Below are 21,281 nucleotides of genomic sequence, written 5' to 3'. Positions count from 1 at the left end.
ATTTTGAAAGAAGGGAAAAGTATGGAAGGAAATATTTTTTTAAAAAAACAAAGAGGATTTACACTTGTTGAAGTACTTGCTTCTATTGCTATTTTAGGGGTTATTACTATAACGGCAATGGCCTTCTTTACACAATCCTATGATTATACAAAACGAAACCAAAGTAAGACAGTTGGAATAAATGTAGCTAGAAATGTCATCAATTACTTTGATCAGCTTGAATTCAATGAACTTTATAAACAATATGAGATTGCGTCATTAGAGTCAGAAGAAGGTATCAAGATAACTCTAGCAGACTGTAATACTCGTCCATCCCTTCATAAAACAAGCTGTTCTGAAATTTTGCAACCAACCATAAATAATTACAAATATGATACAGAAATCATTCTAAAAAAATATAATCCGAATGAAGCAGTCTCGGATACCGGCTATGATCTCAATAAGAACTTGATTGGAATCGAGGTGAAGGTTGTTTGGGAAGACAAAGAAACAAGAGTGGAAGGCCTTTTAAAAAAATAAAAGAATCGCTCTCAAATGAAAAAGGCTTAAGCCTGATAGAAATACTACTGGCCGTCACCATTACCACCTTCATCTCCGGTATCATTTACTCATTATTCATCACAGGATTGAGCCTCTATCAAAAAATCCAAATGGAAGGCCAACTGAGAGATGATGCAGATTACATCGCCACCATGATTATGAATGAACTGACTACGAATCAGCCTAAATTCGTTACCCCCCTCAATGAAGATGGAAAAAATGGTATCAGGCTTAACGTAGAAGAAGAAAAAACAGTAGATGGATACATCATTGAAGATAGCAAAGGAACAGAACCAGTGGATGTTTACTTTAAAGATAACCAATTCATCATCGATAATAAGGGCGACCTGACCACACTCGATCTTTCCTCTTCTACTTTTATCGACTTAAATACTGGTACACCTACGGAAAAGAAAACGGGAATTAAACTCGATACGGATAGTGACGACTGCACGATAGACCCCACTGGGACCTTATGTACGCACAGTACAATTCACATCACGATGATTATCGAAAATAATATTCATAACAAAGGATTCTTTGTTTCAACCGAACCACTTGTATTGGAGAGCTCGTTTGGATTTTAAGGAGTGAATTTCATGAACTGGAAGAATGAAAAAGGATACACCCTTTTATCTGTGCTGCTTTCTTTCCTAATCCTGACCACGCTAGGGATGGTCCTTCTTGCTGCGAGTATTAATGGAGCAAAGAGAACGGAAATTAGGGAAACTGAAATCGTGGACGACGTTGCTGATATAAGCGCCGTGAAAGAGGGTGTTTCCATTATCGAAGAACATGTTAATAGAATGGAGACTTCCCTACTGTCAGATAATAAAACCGCATACAATCAAGATTTAGAGGTATTCATAAATACTGAAAATGAAAAAGATATTTACACAATCGAAAATATAACGAATGATTATCCAACAATAGATAACCAACATGATAATACAAGAGTCTTCGAGGTAAGCAGTGGCAAGTACCATCAAAAGGTGTATATCACAGCGATGCCAAGCTTTCTAAAATATGCTCTTGGTGCAGGCAAGGATCTGACCCTTAATGGGTCTCCCTATATTGATGGGAATATTTACGCAAAAGAAAAGTTCAATATCAGCAATCAGGCTTTATATGTATATAAATCCTCTGACCTTTCAAAAGAAACAGCGTTGCCTGCTGTTCAAGATTATAGCGAACTTCATGCCCATCGAACGGAAATGAAAATTTGCAAATCGGCTCCTTCCTGTTACGGTGGTACCGGACATGAAAAAGATGAAACAAGATGGCAAAGCTTAAATGTTTCAAAGCTAAAAGAAGCTTTTCACACTGGAAATATTCTCTTTGACGATGTAGACGATACTTTCAATGAGATAGATATAAAAGAGACCTTTATCGATAAACTATCATCTAGCAGTATAGGTATATCCGGTTTGAATAAAGAGATGTCGATTGCATCTCTGAATCAATCCATTAATCAGAAAGATTATCCTAGAAATGAAAAAGTTAGATTCGATAATTTATCGCAATACGGTACATCATCACCGATTATTCACTCAGGAGCTGCCTATATAGACAGCTTCGATATTGAGCTTGGGGATAGGCAATGGCTAGTCGTTTCTGGTGATGCAACGATAGAAAACTCATTCGATAAAACCATGAATGTTAAAGGTAATCTATTAATTACGGGTAACTTAACGATTAAAGGAAAAGTAAGTTTTGATTCCGTCATCTATGTGCTCGGTTCCACAACATTAAATAATGCGGATATTCCATGCTATCAGGGTAATTGCGGAAATGAACCAGACGATCCCTCCTTTATTTTAATGACACAAGGCAAGCTCAGTATCGCACGAGTCAATAAATTCCAAAACGATACCAATACGATCAATGGCTATTTTTATACAGAAAGTAAATCAGCCTGTGAATATAATGCTGTAGGATGTAAACCTGAGGAAAACGGTAATATAGGTTTTCAGACTTCTTCTGAGGTTTATGCTGTGGGATCACTGTTGAATATTAATGGCGGAGTCTTTTCGAAGAGTTATCTAACTGTTAATAGTTATCGTGGAGACGTAGAAGATGGTGAGGAAACTGGCGATTTACGTTTCCCTGCTGTAAAGGAAGATGATAAGTCAAGATTAAACATCAAGAATAGCAGAAGACTCTTCCTAAATAAGACACATGCTCTTCCGAAAGTGGAAGGATTAGATGTCATCCCTGATAAACTGAATAAGGATAAATAAAAACGGGGAGCTCTAAGGGCTCCCCGTTTTTATTTCAATAGTTTCACAACCCCTATATGGTACCAGTCTTTAGCATAGTCATAGGCGGTCTTGCCTTCATTGCTTTTCAATGTTTTATCCGCTTTCGCATCCAGTAGTAACTGGACTTGTTTTTTCTCGCCGAATTCACTGGCATACATAAGTGCTGTCTTACCATCTTTATTTTTGTCATCAATTGGAATCGTATCCACACGAGTAAACAGCTTCACTATTTCCGTTCTACCACTAATCACCGCTATAGTTAATAGGGTATTCTCTTCCTTATCCTTCATCTTTGTTAATTCTTTATCACTTTCTATCAATGCTTTACTGGCCTCGATATTCCCTTCCTGAACGGCAAGCATGAGCGGCGTTTCACCTGCTTTATTTTTGCTCTCGGGGTTGGCCCCATGCTTTATGAAAAGTCGTGCTAGTTCACCATCCCCTTTTAAGGACACGATATGAAGGGCCGTATTTCCTTGTTCATTCTTTTCTTTTAGTTTGGCTTCAGCTTTTTTCAAAGCCATTTTGAACATTTCATTTTTGGCTTTCTGCTTTTCTTCCTCTTGCATCTGCTGGTAATAATCTAGTGAATAAGCAAGCTGGATGAACAGAGGGCTATCCGCTTTCGGACTTATCTCTGCTCCTTTCTCTAATAGAGTCCTAGATAAAGAATAAAGTTGCATGTGTAAGGCATATTCCAAGGGAGTTTCCCCCTCTTCAGATTCTTTATTAATGAATGCCTTTGAATTATTATTTTTCAACAGTTTTTCCGCTTTTTCCTCTTCTCCTGCATTGATATAGGATAGCAACGATTCAAACTGTTCTTCATTCTCTGCTTTGGCTGCTTGGTATTGATACACTCCACCAGCCACAATTAACATAAATAAAACCACTGAACTGATGAGTAAGAGTCTTTTTTTCATGAGATGTCCTTTCCCGTTTCATATAAACGAAAACCGGGTTGCCCCGGCTTTATGAACGATCAGTATTTATCTTGATTGTCGTTTGAACCTTCTTCTTGTTTTGGTGTAATGGTAACTTTGAGGTTAGCGGGATACTTCTTCCCATTATCATCCGTAACTGTAACATTAATTTCAGTTTTCCCTACCCTCACTCCTTGAATGACTCCACCAGATATGGCTATATACTCATTCTTTAGAGGAGAGAATTCCGTCTTAACCACGTTTGTTGCATCTGCAGGACTGTAGTGAACGACAATGGGTTGAGAAGTACCTTTTTGAAGCGTGATTGCTGGCATACTAATACCTTCAAGAGGTTGGCCTACTTGGACCTTAATTGTTTCCTTAATCTCAGGATTTGATTTAGAAATAACTTCTATGTTTGCAGTCCCGGTACTGACTCCTTTTATTTTCCCATTTTTCAACACTTCTACAATACTCTCATTAAGTGATTTCCACTCTACTGTTTGATTTGTTGCTGTACTAGGTGAAATTATAACTTTGAAATCTTCATACTCCTCGAATTTCTTAAGAGGAACCAAGGATGGTTGCACCTGAATGCCTGTTACCGGCACCTCTCTAACCGTAATAACCGAAGTGTGTATTACCGGCTCGCCATTAGAATTAATTCCCGTCACAGTCATAGTGGTTTCACCTGTTTTTAATCCTGTAATTTTGAATTTTTCTTTATCAACGCTAGCTATGCTAGCATCGTCTACTTCAATTACTAAGCTCGATTTACCTTTTTCTTCAGGTTCAACATCATCAATCGGCAATGGCAAAGTCTCACCCACATCTAATGAAAGATCTGCCAAAGTAAATGAGTCTACAGGAATTCTTACAGTCACAGGAACTTTCTTTTCAAAAACATGTCCGAAATAGTCCGTTACTATCACTTTTAAAAATGTATCGCCTTCTTTTAAAACTTTAGCTGTTCCAAGAGAGGAATTTAGATCCAATATCTGTCCTCGGCTATCCTCACTCCATGAAATACTCTTGATTCCAGAATCTACAGGAAACATTTTCAGATCAACCATGAAGTTTTTTTCTGTACCTTTACTTAATACATATGCATCAGGGAAGGTAATTCCTGTTAATGCTATATCAGCATTGAATGATAGTGTGTTAAAAGTTAAGTCCTTTTGGATATTTGATAAATCCTGATAATTCAAGATAGAATTAGCCAAAGTATATTGTTTTTTCACAGTAGGCGTAACTTGAATTTTGAATGTAATGGGACTAGCAACGAATTCATTGCCCTTTTTATGATAGACAATATTACTTAATGTCTTTTCTAAGGAAATCCCTGTTGCTGCTGACCCATTTTTTTCACCGTCACTCGTTACTTCCAATTTTGGTGGGAAATTTTCTATTAATTTTATAGAATCTACAGTCACTGATTCCCCGGAAATAGCCTGAGCTTCACTGCCAGTTATATTTTTCGGAGTCACGGTATATTCGATTTCTACAGGTTTGCCGACTTCCACTAAATTATTTGATTTCAAAACTCTGTTTACTTCGAGATTGGCATTTATTTTTTGTACGTTTACTTTCACTTCTTTTTCACTAACTGCACCGGATTCATCTGTTGCTTGGACCTTTATAGTTACCACTCCACTATCATGAAGATTATGTGGGATTGATTTAGTGATTGTCGATCCGTTAGTCACATCTGTTTCAGCTGATACTTCTTTACCATCCATAAATACTTTAGTAGAAACTTTCTTGTCTTTTAAATCATAGTCTTGAAGTGTATAAGATAATTCGATGTTCTGATTAGTAGGAATCACTTGATTAACCGTAGGAGTATGAATCGTAATCTCTGGAGCATGATTCGATCCTAGAAAAGCTCGGTACATCGTGTTGACGAATAATTTCTGCTCTTCTGCTGGGAAGTCATCACTGCCTCCCCTATGACCTGTTCCCGAATAGGTGATATTCCCTTTAGAGTACGTATAATAATGATTCCAGCTATCGTTCTCATCACGACTGCTACCAATGATGTTGTACCATGGGATGATATCGTCATCTTCTAAATCTAGCGTGTAATATTGATTATGCGTCAATGCTACAGCGATATTATCATTCAGTGCATAGGGATATGTTGTAATTAATCCTTCATTGATTTTTTTCGTAGATCTTGATGTACTAGGTGCTCCATACCCTAGGTTGGTTTGCGGACTGATTTGTCCTGTATCGTCCATGAAATTCTTTACCCAATTATTATTATTTTCAAAAATAGTATCGTGGGTAAACATGATGCTTTGCTTCGATGCAATAAATCTCTCCAGTGAAGCGACTGCATTCGTATTTATACTTGCCGATCTATTATAAGAATCGGCAAATCCAAAGATGACCATGTCGTATTTTCCGTTAATGACCTCATGTGAATATTTCGGCTCTTTAGTTTTTGAATTATTAAAATTTGTCATGCTCGTTGCATCAATCGAGATATTATATTCGTCACTGTTCAAATACGATTGATTCATATTATTAGGTCTACTATCTTTTTTCAACGAACTATTTTCATTCGTATAGACCTGAAGGACTTTCACTTCCACCTTTTTATCAACAAACTGTATCATTCCTTTTTCATAGCTCTTCAGATTATTACCGGTATCTACAAGTTCCACTTTCCAATATCTCACTCCTGAATAGCCCTTTGGCAATTTGAAAGAAAAATTTGTGGACTTGGATAAGACATTTTGTTCTACTACTATTTCATCCGTTGTATATTTATCATCAAAGTTAGAATCTATATATAGCTTGGCTTTTAAATTTTTCGAATTTATATTAGAAGGGACCTCTACATTTACTGTGAAATCCAAGTTTTCATTATAGGTGAATTTCTTAGTTTTACTAGGAAATTTAGAAAGTGTAAAACGTGGTGCTTGTTTATAAGCACCAGTAAAAAATCCCTCGACTTCTTTCATGAATTTATTTACATTCCCACTATCATATACAATCACATTTACAGGCGATGTCGATAAGTATCGTTGGAAATTACTATTCAATTTTGTAGCCTTAGGAATACCTTTTGATGAAAGAATCACCGGCTGTCCTTTATTAATGAAATCCGTTATAATCTCTTTCGCTTTTAAGTTAGTAATATCATTCATTACACCTGTTGTATCGTGTTTACCCCCACTAACTGATTTTGAATTATATTCTCCATCCATAATCGCAATTACATCATATTTGCCATCCAGCTCTTCCCGCTGTGCGACAAACTTCTTCATTGTCATTACAGTGTAATCATAGTTCGTTTGACCAAACATGCTCTTTAATTGAGAACCACCCGAAGTTACGATCTCAAGGATTCTCAATTTAGGACCAGGAGATTGAACGGCTGCTTCTAAGGACTTCGGTGGGAGAAGAAACGAAAAAATTAACACTAATGATACGACGAATCCCACGGACTTTTTCATAATTTACACATCACTCTCTTTTTAAATTTGATCATACTTTCTGCTACATGAAGCAAGCTTGATACTAGTAATCTAGTCTATAAGTTCTCTCTCTATTGATTGCATACGTTATTATTAGTTATATAGTCTTATTACTTAAGCATATTTTATCAAAAATTGTGCAGGAATGGTCAATAAATACATTAATTTTTAATATATGTAAATTTTACCTTATTAAAAAGACAAGACTCCGAAGAATCTTGCCTTTTTATCCTTCATATACGGCAACCTTGTTTCTGCCTGCTTGTTTTGCACCTGTATACATCGCGCGGTCCGCGTGCCTAATTATCGATTGAGCATCTTCGGCATCAATGGGTGCAGTTGCGACTCCAATGCTAGCTGTAATGGAAATCGACTCTTTCCGCCTACTTTCATTTAAGTCAGAATGTACGGTGAAGGGTTTGTTCGCTATCGAAAGTCTGATGAATTCAGCAAATTGGTAGATCTCTTCTTTCCCGACATTCGGTAAGAGGATAACGAATTCTTCGCCGCCGTATCTAGCCGTTGTACCTGAATCACCAACGATACCGTCCAGCCGCTCTGCCAATTCACAAAGGATTTCATTGCCGCTTTGGTGACCGTATGTATCGTTAACCGACTTGAAATGGTCAATATCCAGAAGGAGTAGCGACAATTGGTTAAGCGATTGATTCTGCAATCGTTCAAATTCTTTATGTAACACACATTCAAAATATCGAAAGTTATATAAATGAGTTAAAGCACATCGTTCACTGCTGTATTTAGTTTCCTGATAATGACGTGCATTTTCAAGAGCCACCCATAGATAAGAGGAAAGAATGTCCATGATTTTCGTTTGATGCGAACCATATGCTCGTTTCTTGGAAGAGGTAACGATGATTTCTCCAACTAATACGGAATTTCTAAAAATCGGAATCGCCATGATACTTTCCACATCTTCCGGGAAATTACCATAATTTGCCAGGTGTTTCCATTCCTTTTTAGAATGGAAGACCTTGGTCTTTTTCAATTGAAAAAGAGTAGCATATATTCCTTCTTTTATGGATACGGGTTTAATCCGTTTTTCTATTTGAACCCCATTTTCTGCATAACGTAAGATCTGGGCGTTTTCTTTTTCATCGAATATCTCAAAGACCAGCGTATACTTAGAAGGAATGATGGCAGAACTACCGTCAATAAATAAATCAAGTACCTCATTCGCCTGTAACCTTCTCGTCAACTGATGACCGAATTCACTCACCTTTTTCAAATGCCTGTTTATTTCCTTAGTGAAGTAGAATTGCTTCATGATAAAAGCTAAGCTAACCAACGCTGCTCCTACAAGCAAAATGGCCAGACTACCCATTTCTATATATAATACGAACAAAATAATGCCGATTGGCATGATCATGAGACTTGTGAATCCATCCCAGATAGCATCCTTCGTTTTCATTTCTAATTTTTTTCTATATATAACCCAATGCGCTACCATGAACACTACCTGATTGAATAGAAAATAAGAACACTGATAAACGAGAATCAACAGAATATCGATAGCATCAATGCCGGATGAGAAATCATGATCTCCTCCTAAACCATAATAGACCAGTCCACTCATAAGGCAAAAGATAAAAGATGCAATGGAATTCAATGGAAAACGATACCAGTCCTCTTTTGCAAGTCGAAGCCTGACTATAATGGATATAAAGGCTACCTGTGTGACAACGATTTCAGTAGCTAGTCCGAACACAAGAAATACGGCGAGCGAAACGCCTTGCACGACCGTGATTGGAATATTATTAGTCATTATTGGCATAAAGGCCAACACACTAATAAGCACGAGAAAAGCTGCAATGTCCCCTGTATGCCCACTTTGAATAGGTGGAAATACATGAAAAGTCCCAACTAAACTAGCAGGCATGACAAGAAACCATATCACATAGATAGCCATTCGTTTCTTTCTAGAAATATTCATATATCTTCCCCATCCCCATGAGTATCTTGGTATTATCATACCAGTTTTTACTACTTAAGCACTATACCCAAATTAAAAAACTTCAAAACACATAGTCTGAAAGTCTTTGTTTTTTCATAAAAAATAAAACCCTTTCGTCTTGGAAGACAAAAGGGAAAAGATAAGTGAAACTAGGGGCTGCTGTAATAGCCACTCTTAATTATAGTGATGGTCAATTGCCATTGGATATAAATTTTCGTACAAGTGAAAGAAAATAAAGGGAACCCGTGATGACCAAAACTTCTCGTGCCTTCGTTTTTTCTTCCCCGACTGTTATCGCTTTCTGCCAATCCTTCTCTAAACTCCTTTTTTCTTTTGAGCATTGTTCATATAGGACTTCCGCTTTCGCTGCCCTTTCATGTTTGAATTCAGTAACGATTATTTCATTTGCTTCCTTTTCGAGCAGAGATAGCATCTTGGCATAATCTTTATCGCGAAAAGAACTGAATATAAAATTGTAGGCGTACTCCGGATAACGTGTCTTTAATGTATCAAGCAGAACCTCGATGCCGGCCGGGTTATGCGCGCCATCGATGATAATCAACGGCGCTTCAGAAATCTTCTCGAAGCGGCCATTCCATTGTGCCTCCCTTATTCCCTTCCGTATGCTTTTTTCATGGATGGTTTTTCTGACTAATGTAACCGCTGCGATAGCTAGCGCGGCATTATCGATTTGATGAGCGCCAAGCATCTGCATCTCTATATTATCAATGGAGGTATCGTCGAACGAAAAGGAGAAGCTTTGCCCTAGCTTGTTTTGCTTGATAGCCTGTACATGGATGTCTTTTCCTATTTGATAATAAGGAACGCCAACTGAAACCGCCTTTTCTTTAATTACGCTTGCTGGCTCATCTGACGTAACACCACTGATGATAGGTGCTCCATTTTTAATGATACCCGCTTTCTCGAAAGCGATTTCCGCTAGCGTATTGCCCAGGATATTCGTATGCTCCAATGAGATGGAGGTGATGATGGAAAGAAGTGGCTGGATGACATTGGTCGTATCAAGTCTTCCTCCGAGCCCCGTTTCTAGTAAAACCAACTCGACCTCTTTTTTGCTGAAATAAGAGAATGCCATGGCTGTCAGAATCTCAAATTGAGTGGGTCCATTTCCTTCGCTATCCATCTCTTTTATAATCGGCCACAGTTCCTGGAATTCAGCGACAAAGTCCTGATCGCTAATTTCCTCTCGATCTATCTTCAGCTGTTCATTCAGTCGAATTAAGTATGGTGAAGTGAAAGAAGCAACCCGTACCCCTTCAGCCAATAGGATTTCCTTTATGAAATGTAACGTCGACCCTTTGCCGTTGGAGCCTGCAATATGTATATACCTAAGCCCTTGATGGGGGTTTCCTAATTTAGCTAATAAAGTTTCCATTCGGGACAAACCAAAGTTCATACCCAATTGGACCTGTCGATTCTCAAAAAATTGGTTGATTTCATTCATGTCCGTTACCATGTTTCAAGTAGCCTCCTCTTTCTTTATACCGCTCTTATGCGTTAAAATTATTTTATCAATATATTAACGTTTTACCTAGATGAAAGGTAGTGAATCACATGAAATCTTCTTCAATTCACTGTTGGATTGTCGTCAACGGCTATCTGCAGCATGAAAAGTTTTCTAGCTTGGCTTTATTCATACAAGAATCCGCAGTAAGAAAAGGGATATCAGCCGATCTTATCCGTAATTCCGATTTGATTCCCGTTATTGAAAATGGTACACCCTATCTAAAAGGAACATTTGAAAAACTGCCTGACTTTGTCCTGTTCATGGATAAAGATATTCATTTGGCCCGTCATCTCGAATTACTCGGCCTCCCTGTATATAACAGCAGCACGGCAATCGAGGTGTGCGATAGTAAGGCAAAGACGCATCAAGCCCTAGCGAATCATGGAATCCCAATGCCAAAAACCTTGTTTCCCCCTTTTACTTATGAAGGAATTGAAAGAAAGAATCTCGATGCGTTCAAGAAAATTGGCAACGAACTTGGGTACCCTCTCGTAGTAAAAGAAGCATATGGCTCATTTGGGGAACAGGTGTATTTAATCCACTCAGAGCATGAATTTTTGGAAATGGTCAACAAGCTTGGGCACAGGCCATTTATCATGCAGGAATTCATTGAGCATAGTAAAGGCCGCGATATCCGCGTGAACGTCGTCGGTAATCAAGTCATCGCTTCCATGCATCGTAAGTCCGAGCATGACTTCCGTGCAAACATGACGGCTGGTGGAAAAGCATCACCGTATACCCCTAGTAAAGAAGAAAGTGATCTTGCCATCCGATGCGCCGCTATTTTGGGCGTCGATTTTGCCGGCGTTGATTTATTGTTCGGGGCAGATGGACCACTATTATGTGAAGTGAACTCGAACTCGCATTTACTCAATATTTACGAATGTACGGGCATCAACATCGCTGACAGCATGTTTGATTATGTAATGGATGACATTCGAAAAAGAAAGGAATCCTGATGGTTAAACGAACAGGCTGGCTGATTTATAACCGTGAAGATGCCGCAAAAAACAGTGGATACATAGATTGGATGCTTGATGAAGCAAAAAAAATCAACCTTGATTTGCATTTATACTATCGCGAAGACATACAAATCGGCCATCGATCGAATCAACTGTATGTCGAACATAAGCAGCAACCAATAGGATTGCCGGATTTTGCAATAGTCCGGACCATTGATCCATTCTTGACAAAACAATTGGAAAAGCTACACATTGCTTGCTTTAACTCTTCTATTATCTCAGAGCTTGCGAATGACAAAGCAAAAACGCATCAGTATTTGACTTCCATCGGCATTCCAATGGCCGATACCGTTTATTGCCATGGTCAACCACGTTCGGAAGATATGGAATATCCTTTTATCGCAAAAGACATTCATGGACGTGGAGGTAAACAAGTGTTCTTAATCGAACAAGACAAAGATTTACATGAACTGCCTGATGGCAAATGGATTGTTCAAAAACCCGCAGTATTCGGAAAGGATATCCGTGTCTTTGTCATTGGTACGAGAATCATAGCAGCTGTCCTTAGAGAGTCATCCACCACCTTCAAGGCCAATTATACCTTAGGCGGTTCGGCTTCTTTATATGAGCTGTCAGCTTCTGAAAAGACCCTTGTAGAACGCGTAATTGCTGCCTTTGACTTTGGCATGGTAGGTATAGATTTCATTTTTGCCGAAGATGGCAGCTTCATGCTCAACGAAATAGAGGATGTAGTGGGTAGCCGGACTTTAAGTGCGCTCAGCGATTTGAATATTGTAAAAGAGTACCTATTGTTTATTAAAGAAAAACTCTCCATTCATTAACATAAAAAAGGATGAATCAGCTTCTTACGAGCCGGTTCATCCTTATTTGATTTTTTAAAGCTGTTTCAATTCGTTGATTCTATGAATGACAGAATCACGTTTTTCACTATAGTCTTTTTCTTTGGCACGTTCTTCTTCAATGACGCTTGCTGGCGCTTTTTTGACGAAGCCCTCATTGCCTAATTTTTTCTGTACACGTTCTACTTCTTTATTAAGCTTATCGAGTTCCTTTTCAAGACGTTTCACTTCTTCGTCGATATTGATCAGGCCTGTCAATGGAAGGATCAGTTCAACACCCGTTACAACTGCTGTCATGGCTTGTGCTGGTTCTTCGACCTCGATGCCGATTGTCAATTGTTCAGGATTACAGAAGCGCTCGATATAGCTGCTGTTTTTCTCTAATGTTTCTAAAATTGATTCATCTTTTGCTTTTAGAATCAAGTTGATTTTCTTGCTTAATGGTGTGTTCACCTCAGAACGGATATTACGAACGGAACGGATGATCTCAACTAGCAGCTTCATTTCCTCGGCTGCATCTGTATCCGTTAACGCTTCGTTCACTACAGGCCATGCAGCAACCGTAATTGATTCGCCTTGGTGCGGCAGGTTTTGCCAAATTTCTTCCGTGATGAACGGCATGAATGGGTGAAGCAATCTCATCGTATTATCTAACACGTATGCCAGAATCGAACGAGTCGTTTTCTTCGCCGCTTCGTCTTCGCCATATAGCGGAAGTTTAGCCATTTCAATATACCAGTCACAGAAATCATCCCAAATGAAGTTATACAGCACGCGGCCCACTTCACCGAATTCATAACGATCTGCAAGTCTTGTCACGTTTGAAATCGTTTCATTCAATCGAGTCAGAATCCACTTGTCAGCAACAGATTTCTCACCGCTTAGATCGATTTCATCATACGTCATGCCATTCATGTTCATTAGGGCAAAGCGGGAGGCGTTCCAAATTTTATTGGAGAAGTTCCAAACCGCTTCGACTTTTTCCGTGCTATAACGAAGATCTTGCCCTGGTGAGCTTCCTGTAGATAGGAAGTACCGTAGGGAATCGGCACCGTATTGGTCGATGACATCCATTGGATCGACACCATTACCAAGAGATTTACTCATCTTGCGTCCCTGTTCGTCACGTACAAGTCCATGAATCAGAACGTCTTCGAATGGGCGCTCTCCCGTAAACTCAAGCGCTTGGAAAATCATCCGGGATACCCAGAAGAAAATGATATCATAGCCTGTAACTAGAGCTCCGGTTGGATAGTAGCGTTTGAAATCAATGCTTTCCTTGTCCGGCCAGCCCATAGTCGAGAATGGCCATAGTGCGGAGCTGAACCAAGTATCCAGAACGTCTGTATCTTGTTCCCAGTTCTCTGCATCAGCAGGCGCTTCCTGTCCAACGTACACTTCGCCTGTTTCTTTATGGTACCAAGCCGGGATACGGTGGCCCCACCACAGCTGACGGGAAATACACCAATCACGGATATTTTCCATCCAGTGCAGATATGTTTTCTCGAAACGATCCGGAACGAAGTTGACTTTTTCATCTTCGGATTTCTTTTGAAGGTCAACCGCTGCATCTGCAAGAGGTTGCATTTTAACGAACCATTGAGTAGAAAGATATGGTTCAACAACTGCCCCGCTACGCTCTGAATGGCCTACAGAGTGAAGGTGATCTTCAATTTTGAAGAGTACTCCGGCTTCTTGTAAGTCTTTGACGATTTGCTTACGGCATTCGAAACGGTCCATTCCTTCATATTTACCAGCCTTCTCATTCATCGAACCATCTTCATGCATGACAAGGATGCGTTCTAGATTATGTCTGTTTCCGATTTCAAAGTCATTAGGGTCATGAGCCGGTGTGATTTTAACTGCACCTGAACCGAAGTCCATATCCACATAATCATCGCCGACGATTGGAATTTCGCGACCTGTGATTGGCAGACGAACCATTTTCCCGATTAAATGCTTGTACCGGTCATCTTTAGGATGTACCGCAACTGCCGTATCACCAAGCATCGTTTCAGGACGGGTTGTCGCAATTTCAATTTCTCCCGATCCGTCCACTAGTGGATATTTCATATGGTAAAACGCACCTTGAACATCTTTATAAATCACTTCAATATCAGAAATCGCCGTTTTCGTGGATGGATCCCAGTTAATGATATATTCGCCTCGGTAAATCAACCCTTTTTTATAAAGGGTAACGAATACTTCATTTACCGCTTTAGAAAGGCCAGCATCAAGCGTGAAGCGTTCACGGGTATAGTCCAGGCCGAGACCAAGTTTTGCCCATTGCTCACGGATATGACTTGCATACTCCTCTTTCCATTTCCAAGTTTCTTCCACGAATTTCTCACGACCCAGGTCATAGCGGCTAACACCTTCAGCACGAAGCTTTTGTTCCACTTTCGCCTGTGTTGCAATACCGGCGTGGTCCATACCAGGAAGCCATAGCACATCATACCCTTGCATACGCTTCATACGCGTCAAGATATCTTGAAGTGTTGTATCCCAAGCATGGCCAAGATGAAGCTTACCCGTTACGTTCGGCGGAGGGATAACGATTGTGTAGGGTTCTTTTTTATCGTCACCTGTTGTTTCAAAAAACTTTCCATCAAGCCACCATTTATAGCGGCCTTTCTCTATCGCTTGCGGATCATATTTAGTCGGCATTGAAATTTGGTTTTCTTCCATGTTGTTTTCCTCCTTTTGGGCATAAAAAAAACTTCCATCATCATAAAAGGACGAAGGAAGTTGTTCGCGGTGCCACCTTTTTTCCGAAAAAGAAGATTCTTTCCCGGCTCTCAAATGGAATAACGGCTCTTCACCGGCCTTCGCTACTTACTGGTTCACGAAGACTGCTCGCGGACGACTTCTGATGCTGCCTACTTAGAAACCTCGCACCAATGGTTTCCTCTCTGAAAAGGGCATTTCATCTTACTATTTCCGGTCTTTACATTCATTTATATTCATATGTAAATTCATTAATCGCATATAGTATATAGTACAAAAAAAAGGGGGCTCCAGTCAATCATCTTTTCGTTTACTTTTGTAAGTATGACCCCAGTTGATGAGGGAGGCTCATAATGGGAGCATGATTTCTTCTATTATATCAGCAGCGTATCATGAATGTTCCGTATTTCTCACATGTTCTAAAGCCCTCCCATACAATAAAAGAAGTCCTACAAAGGAAGGTGCAATCTTGAGAAGAAAATATTCACCTTATACCTTGCCACCTTGGATGAAAAGGTTCCGCGGTGTTTGTCAGCAGTTCATTGTCCCCTTTATCGTATTTCAGGGAATTCGCACGTTAATTTTTCCAACGTTCTTCGATATGCTTCTGTTGGTCGCTTTTATTTTCTTAGCCATGTCTTTATATTTAGAATGGATATAATTATTCCCCTACAGCAAAAAAATATACATGAATGGATGAATATCCAATCATGTATATTTAGCTTGGGGGAGATTGTTCCTCTTTGGCCGCCTCTGCTGCCTCCTTTTTCTGCTTTTCAACCTCTTCTACTTTCATCACCATATATTCAACATTCTTCAGGAGCCAGAATTGCCTTTGCAACTTCGTGACATTATCTAGTTCCGTCCTTAGGCCTTTACCCTCGGAGTAATTCTTCACGACCTCCAATGCTGTCCCCGGAAAGGCGAGATAACTTTGCATCAATAACATTTCTTCTTCTTTCAAAGGAAAAAAGCGAAGATAATTATAAAGCCAATCCACGCAATCATCACATTGGACTGGATAGGTCCTGGCTGTTTTGACCAGAAAAGGAAGTAAATCAAAATGGGGTGGCGCAGTATTCGAATTTTCAAAATTAATGAAGTAGCCATATCCCCGTTCATCATATACAAAATGCTTTAATGAAACCTTTCCATGGGTAAGGACAGTCCGCACTTTTTCACTTTCCTTGGTTTTCTCGAACCACGTTTCGAATTTTTTGATCGAGTAATTCAATGCCTGGGTTATGTCCGTAAAAAAGGTACAGACGGACATCTCAAATGGAGACATATACCACTTCTTTTCACAGGTAATGATATACTCTTCCATGAATTCCTTCTGAGTATTCCATTCACTCAGCGTTCTTTCATAATGGGCTTCCCGTTCATCTGTATCCACTTCTGTCTCTTTCACAGAAAGGGTATGCATCCTTGCAAGCTCCCTGAACATCTGTTTATGCTTTTCATCCCGTTCGCCATTTTCCTCATTATTCAACCAAGGCATCAGGTAATATAGGCGGCCATTATGAAGAACGGCGTAGCGTTGATCCATCGTTTGGTAGATAGGAACGATCCGATTGTATCCCCGGTGGTACAGCGTTTGGATGTTTCGGATAAAATCCATGCCGTTATGAGGGGTAATTGATTTCAAGGCAAAGGTACCGCGGTCGCTATACACTTTTTTCACCCGTCCGAAATCCTCAATATATTGAACGTAGAGTGCATACTCCTTTAGTACAAATTCCGAATCCTTATCCATACTAGTATTATTCAGCTGCTGATTCTCGTTTTCCCTCACGAGACTCACTCACTTTCTCTAAACCAACCCTTTTGTGTATGCAAAATAAAACAGGAGCAGAGCCATTTGCTCTGCTTTCTGCTGGCCATTTAGTTTTTATAGGCAATAGCCTTCGGGATGTAGATGACTTGCCCTTCGTTGACATTCTGGTTCGATTCTAGTTCATTGCTAAGAAGTAAGGATTGGACCGTGACACCATAACGCTGGGCCAAGTCATCCAACGTTTCGCCCTGCTGAACGATACAAACCTTCATCCTGACCAGTTCTTCTTCCTGCTTTCTCCCGAAAAGATCCATGATGGAATGTTGCTTATCGGCATTATCCTGCTTTTCCTTATCAGCTTGTTCTGCATTTTGTTTTTTTCTGCCTTTATAGTTTTTCAATTCCTTAACCTGTTGTGCTGATTTTTCCCTTCGTTTGAATAAATCGCTTAAAGATGAATGGGATTCCGAATCATTTTCAAGACTTGGAGATTCATTTTCTTCTATATGGTCATCATCTTGCCTGTTGACGATGACTTCCTGTTCTTGATGAGGAGATCCCGGAATTTTAACAACCGGAACACTTTCCACATCCGTCAGATATACGGACCCTTCCTTTTCTTCTTCTATTTCAGCCACTTTTCTTTTTACTTCCGTTTCAATGTGCTTTCCTTTTTTACCTTCTATCTCCGCCACTCGTCTTTTTACCTGCTCTTCTACGCTCTCCTTGTTCTCTGGCTGTAACTCTGGCACTCGTCTATTTACTACTTCGACATTTGCTTCTTTTTCGGCCTCTATCTCATTCACTCGTCCTTTTACCTGTTCTTTGACATTTCCTTCTTTATTGGCCTCTATCTCATCAATTCGCCTTTTTACCTGTTTCTCAACATTTCCTGTTTTTCCTGTCTCAAACCTTGACACCGGGCTTTTTTTCTTAGAATCATTAGCCTCATTTTTCTCTTCCTCAATTTCTATAACCCTTCTTTTCACCTGGGTCTCAATATCGTCCTGCCTGTTAACATCAGTTTCCCACTGCATCTCTTCTGGAAATGGTGAGACAGGGATATCAAAAACGGGCGCATTATGTTGATTGCTTAGATAAACGGGTTCTTCCTCGTCATCCTCTTTTGCTTCCGCCACTCGTTTTGCTTCCGCGGAAAATGGAGTATATAATCCCTCTTCCTCATCATTTCGAAATACATGTTGAAAATCTGGTACAGGTGGTTCAGCAGCCGCATATGGAATGTATGATTCATTTTCTTCATCTGATTCTTCAAGAAACTCTGTCTCCTCAGTCTCTTGCTCCATGTCCGTGCGTTCTTCTACGTAGGAATCATTGTAGATACCGGTTATCAACAAATCCGCCTGCAATTTGAGGCAGTTACGTTCCGGCAAGACATAATCAAAACTTTGAATCGCAATATCGATTTCCTCCAACGAGGAGATTCGATTATTCGGTATCGTTATATCAACCGGAAAACGGTGCGTGAATTCATTGAGCCCATTTGGATGCCTCTCAACCTTTTGAACGGCTTTAGGCATAAAGCTTTGGGGATATTCCTCAGGTTCACCGTTTTGCGAATCTTTGTATTCACCACTTAAATCTAAGGAACCTCGGATAAACACATATTGATCGCTTTCTTGGATCGTCACATTTGGGTCAAGGGATATCGAATAAAGTTCAGCCACTTCCTGTCCTTTATGAAACCAAACGGATTCTTCCAAAGAAAATCGCAAATACGATTCATTTTCTTGCGACAAGACAACTCCTCCTTTCAGCTTCAGGAAAACAGTACCTATACCAATAACAATCTATGAAGAAAGCCCATTGATTATTCCATTTATCAATGAGAAGGAAGTTCAAAGCCTTCTACTATCAAACAAATAAAAAAGGCTTCCTCATAGTCGAGGAAACCCTTTAGATTATTTTTTTAATTTAGCAAAAGCCGTTTCAGCGGCAGCAATGGTTTTTTCTATATCTTCATCGCTATGCGCAGTGGAAAGGAATAAGCCTTCATATTGGGATGGTGGAAGATAGATTCCCTGGTTCGCCATTTCCCTGTAGTACGAAGCGAAAAATTCCAGATCGGAAGTTTTGGCAGTATCGTAGTTCACTACATCTTCATTTGTGAAGAAAAGCCCGATCATTGAACCGGCGCGGTTGAATGTAATGGGAACACCATAGCGTGCTGCTGCTTCGCCAATTCCTTTTTCGAGCATATCCCCTTTACGGGTAAACTCATCATACGATTCAGGAGTCAATTGACTTAATGTTTCAAGCCCTGCTGTCATAGCAAGCGGATTTCCAGATAATGTTCCTGCTTGATAAATGTTGCCGCTCGGAGCTATTTGCTCCATGATGGAACGTTTACCGCCAAAAGCACCGACTGGCAAACCACCACCGATTACTTTGCCTAGGCACGTTAAGTCAGGATTAACACCAAAGTAACCCTGAGCACAGTTATAACCCACCCGGAAGCCAGTCATGACTTCATCAAAGATCAATAATGCCCCGTATTGAGTGGTCAAGTCACGCAGTCCTTCTAGGAAACCAGGTTGTGGTGCCACGACACCCATATTCCCAGCAACAGGTTCTACGATGATACATGCAATATCTTCACCAAACTGTTCAAACGCATATTGAGTGGCCGCAAGATCATTATAAGGTACTGTAATGGTATTCTTTGCAATCCCCTCTGGAACACCTGGGCTATCTGGCAAGCCAAGCGTAGCTACACCAGATCCGGCTTTAATCAGCAAGGAATCGCCATGGCCATGGTAGGACCCTTCAAACTTCAAGATTTTATCACGGCCTGTATAGCCACGTGCTAACCTTAGCGCACTCATCGTGGCTTCCGTTCCGGAAGACACCATCCTAATCATTTCGATGGAAGGGACACGTTCAATGACCAGCTTAGCTAGTTCATTTTCGATTTCTGTAGAAGTACCGAAGCTTGTCCCGGATTCCGCTACCTTTTTCAAAGCCTCAACAACACGGTCATTCGTGTGGCCAAGAATTAGTGGGCCCCATGAAAGAACGTAGTCAATATATTCGTTGCCATCAATATCATACAGTTTTGAACCTTTTCCACGTTCCATGAAAATAGGATCCATATCCACTGATTTGAAGGCACGGACAGGGCTATTCACGCCGCCTGGCATCAAGTTTTTTGCTTCGGCAAACGCTTTTTTCGAGTTTTCGTATGACCGCATGCTTCAGTCCCCATTTCTAAACTATATTATTTATTCATCAATTATTATCTTCATCAATCCAGCGTGCTATCTCTTTTGAGAAATAGGTAATGATCAAGTCAGAACCTGCACGTTTAAAGCCCGTCATCATCTCCATGACGATTGCTTTCTCATCAATCCAGCCATTTTGGGCTGCAGCTTTCACCATTGAATACTCTCCACTAACATTATAAGCCACGATTGGCAGTGTATAAGTATTTTTCATATCCCGGATGATATCCATATAGGAAAGAGCCGGTTTCACGATTAGGAAGTCGGCACCTTCGTTCACATCTGATTCTGCTTCACGGAAAGCTTCTAGACGATTTGCCGGGTCCATTTGGTATGTTTTACGATCACCGAACTGAGGAGCTCCATTCGCTGCATCACGGAAAGGTCCATAAAAAGCGGAAGAATATTTCACGGCATATGACATGATTGGGATATCTTCATAACCCGCTTCATCCAGGCCTGTACGGATGGCCGCAACAAATCCATCCATCATGTTTGAAGGTGCAATGATATCAGCCCCTGCTTCAGCTTGGCTGATAGCCGTTTTAGCTAGAAGGTCCAGCGAAGCGTCATTAAGGATTTTGTCACCTTCAACCACTCCACAGTGACCATGGCTTGTATATTCACATAGGCATGTATCGGCAATGACCAAGACTTCAGGGTATTGCTTTTTGATGAGTCGGGTTGCCTGTTGGACAAGTCCGTTATGATGGAAGGCACCAGTGCCTTCTTCATCCTTATCATGTTCAAATGGAACACCGAATAAAATGACGGATTTAATACCGAGACTCACGACCTCGTCCATCTCTGCAGCTAGGTTATCCAATGACAACTGATATATGCCCGGCATAGAGTTGATTTCGGTTTTTACGTTTTCTCCGTCAATGACGAAAATTGGGTAAATCAAATCCTCTTTATGTAAGTGTGTTTCACGAACCAAAGCTCTCATGCCAGCACTTGCACGCAGGCGGCGGTGACGATCGAATGGGATATCTTTCATTTTA

General features: G+C 40.2%; 15 protein-coding genes and 1 other annotated feature. Of the genes, 6 read left to right on the top strand and 9 right to left on the bottom strand.

Annotation, left to right across the window (positions count from 1 at the left end):
- Nucleotides 1-21: 21 nt before the first annotated feature.
- Genes ACQKL5_RS00860 through ACQKL5_RS00850 form a run of 3 tightly spaced genes read left to right on the top strand, consistent with a single transcriptional unit; the run spans nucleotide 22 to nucleotide 2,780 of the window.
- Complete coding sequence (locus ACQKL5_RS00860) at nucleotides 22-519, top strand: type II secretion system protein (protein ID WP_427606044.1); 498 nt, start codon at nucleotides 22-24, stop codon at nucleotides 517-519.
- Nucleotides 474-1,127 carry a PilW family protein gene (locus ACQKL5_RS00855; protein ID WP_427606042.1) on the top strand — a complete coding sequence of 218 codons (654 nt, stop codon included), beginning with the start codon at nucleotides 474-476 and terminating at the stop codon, nucleotides 1,125-1,127. Before ACQKL5_RS00860 ends, ACQKL5_RS00855 begins: the two co-directional genes overlap by 46 nt.
- 12 nt (nucleotides 1,128-1,139) lie before the next feature.
- The gene (locus tag ACQKL5_RS00850) at nucleotides 1,140-2,780 is read left to right on the top strand and encodes a hypothetical protein (protein WP_427606041.1); all 1,641 of its coding nucleotides are present in this window, start codon (nucleotides 1,140-1,142) and stop codon (nucleotides 2,778-2,780) included.
- A 29-nt stretch (nucleotides 2,781-2,809) separates the two neighbouring features.
- On the opposite strand, the gene ACQKL5_RS00845 is transcribed toward ACQKL5_RS00850, so the two are convergent.
- The 4 genes from ACQKL5_RS00845 to ACQKL5_RS00830 all read right to left on the bottom strand — a co-directional run bounded on the left by ACQKL5_RS00845 (nucleotide 2,810) and on the right by ACQKL5_RS00830 (nucleotide 10,658).
- A complete protein-coding gene (locus ACQKL5_RS00845; protein ID WP_427606039.1) occupies nucleotides 2,810-3,724 on the bottom strand; it encodes an ankyrin repeat domain-containing protein in 915 nt (304 codons plus the stop codon).
- Nucleotides 3,725-3,783: 59 nt separating this feature from the next.
- Complete coding sequence (locus ACQKL5_RS00840) at nucleotides 3,784-7,188, bottom strand: DUF5057 domain-containing protein (protein ID WP_427606038.1); 3,405 nt, start codon at nucleotides 7,186-7,188, stop codon at nucleotides 3,784-3,786.
- Nucleotides 7,189-7,435: 247 nt separating this feature from the next.
- Nucleotides 7,436-9,160 (bottom strand): sensor domain-containing diguanylate cyclase, encoded by a 1,725-nt coding sequence (locus ACQKL5_RS00835; RefSeq protein WP_427606036.1) that lies wholly within the window; start codon nucleotides 9,158-9,160, stop codon nucleotides 7,436-7,438.
- 211 nt (nucleotides 9,161-9,371) lie between these two features.
- Entirely contained in the window at nucleotides 9,372-10,658 is a 1,287-nt protein-coding gene (locus ACQKL5_RS00830) for a bifunctional folylpolyglutamate synthase/dihydrofolate synthase (protein ID WP_427606034.1), read from the bottom strand.
- A 98-nt stretch (nucleotides 10,659-10,756) separates the two neighbouring features.
- On the opposite strand from ACQKL5_RS00830, the gene ACQKL5_RS00825 reads away from it, so the two are divergent.
- Nucleotides 10,757-11,668 carry an ATP-grasp domain-containing protein gene (locus ACQKL5_RS00825; protein WP_427606032.1) on the top strand — a complete coding sequence of 304 codons (912 nt, stop codon included), beginning with the start codon at nucleotides 10,757-10,759 and terminating at the stop codon, nucleotides 11,666-11,668.
- A complete protein-coding gene (locus ACQKL5_RS00820; RefSeq protein ID WP_427606030.1) occupies nucleotides 11,668-12,513 on the top strand; it encodes an ATP-grasp domain-containing protein in 846 nt (281 codons plus the stop codon). The genes ACQKL5_RS00825 and ACQKL5_RS00820 overlap by 1 nt, the downstream gene beginning before the upstream one ends.
- Before the next feature lie 54 nt (nucleotides 12,514-12,567).
- On the opposite strand, the gene ACQKL5_RS00815 is transcribed toward ACQKL5_RS00820, so the two are convergent.
- On the bottom strand, nucleotides 12,568-15,219 hold the full coding sequence (locus ACQKL5_RS00815) for a valine--tRNA ligase (RefSeq protein WP_427606028.1): 2,652 nt from the start codon (nucleotides 15,217-15,219) through the stop codon (nucleotides 12,568-12,570).
- A 43-nt stretch (nucleotides 15,220-15,262) separates the two neighbouring features.
- Nucleotides 15,263-15,488: a binding site (T-box leader), on the bottom strand.
- Between the two features lie 278 nt (nucleotides 15,489-15,766).
- On the opposite strand from ACQKL5_RS00815, the gene ACQKL5_RS00810 reads away from it, so the two are divergent.
- Nucleotides 15,767-15,919 carry a hypothetical protein gene (locus tag ACQKL5_RS00810; protein ID WP_427606588.1) on the top strand — a complete coding sequence of 51 codons (153 nt, stop codon included), beginning with the start codon at nucleotides 15,767-15,769 and terminating at the stop codon, nucleotides 15,917-15,919.
- Between the two features lie 57 nt (nucleotides 15,920-15,976).
- On the opposite strand, the gene ysxE is transcribed toward ACQKL5_RS00810, so the two are convergent.
- From ysxE to hemB, 4 genes are all read right to left on the bottom strand, one after another.
- Nucleotides 15,977-17,014, bottom strand: a complete 1,038-nt coding sequence (gene ysxE, locus ACQKL5_RS00805; protein WP_427606027.1) for a spore coat protein YsxE — start codon at nucleotides 17,012-17,014, stop codon at nucleotides 15,977-15,979.
- A 128-nt stretch (nucleotides 17,015-17,142) separates the two neighbouring features.
- The gene (gene spoVID, locus ACQKL5_RS00800) at nucleotides 17,143-18,795 is read right to left on the bottom strand and encodes a stage VI sporulation protein D (RefSeq protein WP_427606025.1); all 1,653 of its coding nucleotides are present in this window, start codon (nucleotides 18,793-18,795) and stop codon (nucleotides 17,143-17,145) included.
- Between the two features lie 162 nt (nucleotides 18,796-18,957).
- Nucleotides 18,958-20,247: a glutamate-1-semialdehyde 2,1-aminomutase gene (gene hemL, locus ACQKL5_RS00795; protein ID WP_427606024.1), complete on the bottom strand. Its 1,290-nt coding sequence runs from the start codon at nucleotides 20,245-20,247 to the stop codon at nucleotides 18,958-18,960.
- 37 nt (nucleotides 20,248-20,284) lie between these two features.
- The gene (gene hemB, locus ACQKL5_RS00790; RefSeq protein WP_427606022.1) at nucleotides 20,285-21,277 is read right to left on the bottom strand and encodes a porphobilinogen synthase; all 993 of its coding nucleotides are present in this window, start codon (nucleotides 21,275-21,277) and stop codon (nucleotides 20,285-20,287) included.
- Between the last annotated feature and the right edge of the window lie 4 nt (nucleotides 21,278-21,281).

It is taken from the genome of Peribacillus sp. NPDC097675 (assembly GCF_050277655.1).
Classification (GTDB): domain Bacteria; phylum Bacillota; class Bacilli; order Bacillales; family DSM-1321; genus Peribacillus.
This window is presented reverse-complemented; position numbering and strand designations above follow the sequence as displayed.